Genomic DNA, 5,862 nt, shown 5'->3' with positions numbered 1-5,862 from the left:
TCACTTGGCCTCCTTCTGGAGTCCAGAAAGAGACCCCTTAGCGGAGGTCCATCAGCCCCGAGCCTGAATGCCGCAACACGCCGGAGGGCGGACGCTTACCCGCAGCCTAAGCCAAAGTGGGGTACAAAGTGGGGTATCGATTCTGGAAAGTGGGGTATCGGTGCTTACGGATAAGCAGGTGGCAAACGCCAAGCCCAAAGAGAAGGCGTACAAGCTAAACGACTCAGGGGGGCTTTTCCTTTACGTCGCAAAGAGCGGGCTCAAATCCTGGCGAATGAAGTTCAAGTTCGACAGCAAGGAAAAGCTGCTTACCTTCGGTTCGTATCCGGACATCACACTCAAGGATGCGCGCAGTAAGCGCGACCAAGCTAGGGTTAAGATCCAGGCTAACGTTGACCCATCAGGTGTTCGCACCCGGCAGCGACAAGCTCGGGAGCAGAAGCGAGCGGAGCAAGCCAAGCTTCTCAAATTCGAGGCTGCGGCGCGGGCTTGGTTTGACCTGCAAAGTGGACGATGGGCACCGGTCCACGCCGCCGATGTGATAAACAGCCTCGAGCGGGATGTCTTCCCTACGATGGGTGCACTACCCATCGTATCCATCGATGCTCCGACCGTTCTGAAGACGTTGCGACGGGTGGAAAGCCGGGGAGCAATCGAGACTGCCAGACGCCTAAGACAGCGTATTTCCGCGGTGTTTGCCTATTCAATTTCCGAAGGCATATGCGCGAACGATCCAGCTGCGATCGTTGGAAAGGCTCTTAAGCCGCTACCGAAGAAGGGCAGGCAGCCCGCTCTTACCGATCCGGAACAGGCGCGCGAAGTGCTTGTCGCAGCTGAGGCCTCTGGCGCATCCCCGGTCACAAAGCTCGCTTCCAGATTTCTCGCTTTGACTGCTGCCCGCCCAGGAATGGTCCGAGGTGCCGAATGGGACGAGTTTGAGAATATTGACTGGAGCGACCAGATATTCGGCCCTTTCCTCCCTCTGTGGAGAGTGCCGGCCAGTCGCATGAAACTCGACCTACACCATAAGGATGATGAGGAATTTGAGCATGTTATACCTCTTAGTTGGCAAGCAGTTGAAGTTCTGCGCGCCACTAGACAACTGACGGGCAAAGGTCGGCTTGTCTTTCCCGGTGAAAGGCATAGCCACCGTCCATTGTGCGAGAACGCTATCGGCTATCTCTATAATCGCGTTGGATTTTATGGGCGCCATGTGCCGCATGGCTGGCGATCGTCATTTTCGACTACAATGAATGCCCGAGCTTTCAAATTTCGGATCATGGGGGACCCAGAGATCATTGAACTCATGCTGGCGCACATGCCTGAGAACCGGGTCAAGGCAGCTTATGATCGAGCGGGCCATATGGAGCGGCGGCGAGAGCTGAGCCAAGAATGGGCAGACATTCTGATGATTGGGATGCCGCCTGCTCATGGCCTTCTTGAAGGCCGTCGCCGAAATTAAGGCCGGCACCATCCGTCTAACGGTTGTGAGGTAATCACTTCAACCATCGGAAAAAGTTTAAATTAATTTTCGTAGAAAGATGCGGTCAGCGGATCCGGGTCACGCACTAGGTGCTTGATGGCTTGGTGATGTCAAAGGGGCTTCGACCCATGCGACAACGTCGCTTTCCCTCCAGGCGGTGCATCGCGCAGCGATGCGAATTTGCTTAGGGAAAGTCCCTTCATCGATTTTTCTATATAACGTTGAGCGACTTAGCCCGGTTATATGCAAGACATCGTTAAGTCGAATGAGCCGATTGTTTGGGGGCGTAGCCATATCGAAACCTTATGCGTAACGGAAGAACGAGAGCTTGGGCTTCCCGAACTTAAGGTGGCTTCTTAGACGCTCGATGTTTTTGAAACGCTCGGTCCCCATCGAGGAAGGCTGATAAGATGGGGGCGATCAACTCGGAGATCGGTACTTCCTCCCCATATGCAGCAGCATATGCTCCGGCGTAGTCCAGCAGCACTCCATGCAATTCGGGTGGGAGCTGGACCGTGATCTTGATCGGCTTCTTGTCCGGAAGCTTTGCGAGGCGCACGGTGGTCATCTGCCGAACCCCTTAAACCACGGTTCCAGGACCAAGTCTCGCTGAACAACCAAGCGCACCGGGGCTCCAGGACGAATGGTGATCGTGGGTTGGACTTGGAGACTGCGAGAAACGAGCTGATCCCCTGCTCGCGAAACGCTCTGCTGCGTCGACTGCCGAATTGCTTGCACCAGGTCGCTCTCGCCAGTGAGGGTCAGATCGGAGCCAACCCCGAGAAGTGTCGAGATCGCCGCCCCCTTGATGACCTGCCAGGTGTGGGCATCGACCTGATCTTCGAGACCGGCATATCCGGACATGTCCGTTGCCGGCACATTGTCGAGGCGGATCGAGCTACCATCGGGCATGACTATACGCTGCCAGACGATCAGCGCGCGCTTCTGCCCAAATGCAACAAGGCTGTCGTAACTCCCGATCAGCCTGGCACCCTGCGGGATGAGCAGGGTTCGACCTGTGGCGCTATCGAAAACCTGCTGTGTCACTTGAGCAATCACCAAACCAGGCAGGTCCGAGCGAAGCCCAGTGATTAGGCTCCCTGCAATCACGCTGCCCGCGGACAGCATGTTCGCCGATGCCGCCGGCGTAAGCGCGTGGAGCAGAAGTGAGAGGCCGGTGAGCGTGCGTTCGTTCTCTGGAGCACCGGCGAGGTTGGTGAGGGCGGACCAGACGTGGTCACGCATTTCCGGAGAGGTGACGAGCAATTCGTGGGTGAGGAGATCGAGGATCCAGTCTGCCGCCCAGCTGCGTTCGACCGGATCGTCGATGTGCCGGAGCGGCTGGAAGCTGAGGCCCAAGAGTTCATCGGCTCCCTGGCCCAGGGCATGGTGCTTCCCGCCCATCGCCAGAACGGCGGCCCGTGCGGAAAGGCCCATGTCGAACATGATGACCTGAGAGCCGCGATAGCGCCGAAACTGGCAGGCGATCAGCGAAAGCAGCACGGATTTGCCCGCCCCGGTCGGCCCGACGACCAGCATATGCCCGACATCGCCGACATGCGTTGAGAAGCGGAACGGGGTCGAGCCTTGCGTCCGGGCATGGAACAACGGGGGACCGCCAAGATGCGTGTTCCCCTCCTGCCCGGCCCAGACTGCCGAGAGCGGCATCAGGTGCGCAAGGTTCAGCGAATGGACCAGCGGCTGGCGGACGTTGGCGTAGACTTGGCCGGGCAGCGACGAGAGCCAGGCCTCGACCGCATTCACCCCCTCGCGGATGCAGGTGAAGCCGAGGCCGTTGACCACGCGTTCGATGGCACGGACTTTTTCCTCGACCCGGGAGCGATCCTCATCGGCAACGGTGATTGTCGCTGTCAGGTAGCCGAAGGAGACATGATCGCCGCCAAGCGCCTGCAGTGCGGTATCGGCATCGATCACCTTGTTGTCGGCGTCGCTGTCCACCAGCTGTGTCGGCTGATTGTACATAACCTCCCGCAGCAGCGCGGTGATCGATTTGCGCTTGTTGAACCACTGTCGGCGGAGCTTGGTCAGCACTTTTGTGGCGTCGGCCCGGTCCATCGCGATGAAACGGGTCATCCAGCGATAACCAAAGCCCTGGTGATTGAGCGCATCGAGCAGACCGGGCCGGCTTACGTTGGGGAAGCCTGGCAGGGTCAGCGTTCGAACATGAAGCCGGCCGAGCCGGGGCTCGAGGCCGCCGATGAACGGCGTGTCTGCCAGCACGGCGTCAAGGTAGACCGGCGTCTCCGGGACGGTGAGCTTGACCGCCCGGTCCGACACCGTGCCGTGAAGATAGGACAGCGTATCCTCGCTGGACATCCCACGCACTTCCGGCATGAAGCCGCCGAAAAGATCGAGGATGCGGTCGGTCTCGGCGATGAAGCCGGCAAGCGCCGCGCGCCAGTCGCGCCCTCCCCGCTCACCGGCCTCTGCCTCGGGGCGCTCGATCAGCGACCGGCCAGCGGCGTCACTCGAATCGGGCGGCGGCAGCCAGAGCAGCGTGCCGGTGAACACGCTCTCGAAATGATGGCCCTCGGCCTCGAAGGCGGCGCGTCGCTCCTCGTCGATCAGCCAGGAGGCTGCATCAAAGAACTCGCTCTGGGGGTAGGAGGAGACCTCGCGGCGATGGGCCTCGAAGAATATCGCCCATCCCGAGCCTAGACGGCGCAGGACATTGTTGGCGCGGGCGCAGGCGCCAACCAGTTCGGCTTCGGTCGAGCTTTCAAGATCGGGCCCGCGGAAGGCGAAGCTTCGCTGGAAGCTGCCGTCCTTGTTGAGCACGACGCCGGGGGCAACCAGCGCGGCCCAGGGCAAGTGATCGGCGAGCCGGTCGAAGCGGGAGCGATATTCGGCAAGGTTCAGCATGCCAGGTATCCTTTTTGCCGGAGGTGGCGGATCAGGACGTTCGCGAATTCGGGGTCGCGCCGGGCGGCGAAGACCGCGAGGCTGTGCCCGATCGCCCAGAGCGCGATCCCGACCGGCCATTGCTGGAGGCCAAGACCGAGCGCGGCGGCGAGCGTCCCGTTGACGATCGCGATCCCGCGCGGAGCCCCGCCCATCAGAATGGGCTGGACGAGGCTCGCGTGGATCGGTGTCTCAAAGCCCTCGATGTGGCTCACGAGAGGAGTGCTCCTCCGCCGAAGCTGAAGAACGAGAGGAAGAAGGAAGAGGCGGCAAAGGCGATCGAAAGACCGAAAACGATCTGGATCAGCTTACGAAAGCCGCCCGCGGTCTCACCGAACGCCAGCGCCAGGCCGGTGGTGATAATGATCAGCACCGCGACGATCTTGGCGACCGGCCCCTGGACCGATTCCAGCACTTTCTGGAGCGGATCCTCCCAGGGCATTCCCGAGCCGCTGGCGAGCACGGGAGATGCCAGGACCGACGCGATAGCGAGGATGGCGAGGCCGTTCAGATCCCGGCCAGCGATATGGAAGACACGCATTAGCATTCTCCTTCAGGTTGAGGTTCGATCGGAGCGTTGGGAGTTCGAAAGGCGTCGACGACGCGGTACTCGCCGCGCTCATCGAGCCCGGCGACGCGCGCGATCGTCTCGATCCGGCGGGCAGCGCCGCGGCCTGCAATGAAGACGACCATGTCGATGGCCTCGGCGATCAGTCGGCGCGGCACGGTGGTGACCGCTTCCTGCACCAGACCGTCGATCCGGTAGAGCGCAGCGCGCGCGTTGTTGGCGTGGACGGTGGCGATCCCGCCGGGGTGCCCGGTGTTCCAGGCCTTCAGCATGTCGAGCGCTTCAGGCCCGCGCACTTCGCCGACGATGATCCGGTCGGGCCTCAGGCGCAGCGTCGAGCGAACGAGGTCGCTCATCGACACCTTGCCCACCCTTGTGCGCAGCGCGACGGTATCGGCAGCGGGCGACTGTAGTTCCCGGGTGTCCTCGATGAGGATCACCCGCTCATCGAGGCTGGCCATTTCCGCCAGCAGCGCATTGGCGAGCGTGGTCTTGCCTGAGCTGGTACCGCCGGCGACCAGGATGTTCGCCCGCTCGACGACCGCGCGCGAGAGGAAGCCCGCCTGCTCCAGCGTCATGATCCCGTCGCGCACGTAGTCGGCGAGCGTATGGATGCGAGCAGCCGGCTTGCGGATCGAGAAGCAGGGCGCAGTGGCGACTGAAGCGCCCCGGGTTTTCAGGAGGCAGTTTTCATTTGGCTATGCAGCCATATCGAGGTTCTCGAGGGCTGCATAGTAATTGTCTTCGGCCTCAGCGGGCGGGATGTGCCCGATAGGGCCGAAGAGCCGGTGATTATTGTACCAATCGACCCAGCGCAGCGTTGCCATTTCCACGGCCGAAACGCTTGGCCATGATCGCTGCCGCCAGATGACCTCGGCCTTGTAAAGGC

At 61.2% G+C, this 5,862-nt stretch carries 6 protein-coding genes and 2 pseudogenes; 1 reads left to right on the top strand and 7 read right to left on the bottom strand.

Features of this window, described 5'->3' with window-relative positions:
• Nucleotides 1-178 precede the first annotated feature (178 nt).
• Nucleotides 179-1,462: a tyrosine-type recombinase/integrase gene (locus ADT71_RS00730; RefSeq protein WP_369818136.1), complete on the top strand. Its 1,284-nt coding sequence runs from the start codon at nt 179-181 to the stop codon at nt 1,460-1,462.
• A gap of 99 nt (nt 1,463-1,561) precedes the next feature.
• Here the strand turns inward: ADT71_RS00730 and ADT71_RS29845 are convergent, their stop codons facing one another.
• The 7 genes and pseudogenes from ADT71_RS29845 to ADT71_RS00700 all read right to left on the bottom strand — a co-directional run.
• A complete protein-coding gene (locus ADT71_RS29845) occupies nt 1,562-1,777 on the bottom strand; it encodes an AlpA family transcriptional regulator (protein ID WP_082370057.1) in 216 nt (71 codons plus the stop codon).
• Nucleotides 1,778-1,826: 49 nt separating this feature from the next.
• Complete coding sequence (locus ADT71_RS00725) at nt 1,827-2,051, bottom strand: DUF2274 domain-containing protein (RefSeq protein ID WP_054434221.1); 225 nt, start codon at nt 2,049-2,051, stop codon at nt 1,827-1,829.
• Complete coding sequence (locus tag ADT71_RS00720; RefSeq protein WP_082370056.1) at nt 2,048-4,366, bottom strand: TrbI/VirB10 family protein; 2,319 nt, start codon at nt 4,364-4,366, stop codon at nt 2,048-2,050. The genes ADT71_RS00725 and ADT71_RS00720 overlap by 4 nt, the downstream gene beginning before the upstream one ends.
• Entirely contained in the window at nt 4,360-4,620 is a 261-nt protein-coding gene (locus tag ADT71_RS00715; RefSeq protein WP_054434219.1) for a VirB3 family type IV secretion system protein, read from the bottom strand. The genes ADT71_RS00720 and ADT71_RS00715 overlap by 7 nt, the downstream gene beginning before the upstream one ends.
• On the bottom strand, nt 4,617-4,946 hold the full coding sequence (locus ADT71_RS00710; protein ID WP_082370055.1) for a TrbC/VirB2 family protein: 330 nt from the start codon (nt 4,944-4,946) through the stop codon (nt 4,617-4,619). The genes ADT71_RS00715 and ADT71_RS00710 overlap by 4 nt, the downstream gene beginning before the upstream one ends.
• A pseudogene (locus tag ADT71_RS00705) lies at nt 4,946-5,632 on the bottom strand (ATPase, T2SS/T4P/T4SS family); the annotation flags it as partial. The pseudogene ADT71_RS00705 and the gene ADT71_RS00710, both read right to left, overlap by 1 nt.
• 39 nt (nt 5,633-5,671) lie before the next feature.
• A pseudogene (locus ADT71_RS00700) lies at nt 5,672-5,862 on the bottom strand (IS3 family transposase); the annotation flags it as partial.

The sequence above is a fragment of the Novosphingobium sp. ST904 genome, assembly GCF_001298105.1.
Taxonomy (GTDB): Bacteria; Pseudomonadota; Alphaproteobacteria; order Sphingomonadales; family Sphingomonadaceae; genus Novosphingobium.
The sequence above is the reverse complement of the archived record's forward strand: the minus strand, read 5'-3'. Positions and strand labels throughout refer to the sequence as shown.

Coding starts and splice junctions, on each gene's coding strand:
- ADT71_RS00720 (WP_082370056.1), bottom strand. CDS start 4,366: ATGCTGAACCTTGCCGAATATCGCTCCCGCTTCGACCGGCTCGCCGAT.
- ADT71_RS00710 (WP_082370055.1), bottom strand. CDS start 4,946: ATGCGTGTCTTCCATATCGCTGGCCGGGATCTGAACGGCCTCGCCATC.
- ADT71_RS00725 (WP_054434221.1), bottom strand. CDS start 2,051: ATGACCACCGTGCGCCTCGCAAAGCTTCCGGACAAGAAGCCGATCAAG.
- ADT71_RS29845 (WP_082370057.1), bottom strand. CDS start 1,777: ATGGCTACGCCCCCAAACAATCGGCTCATTCGACTTAACGATGTCTTG.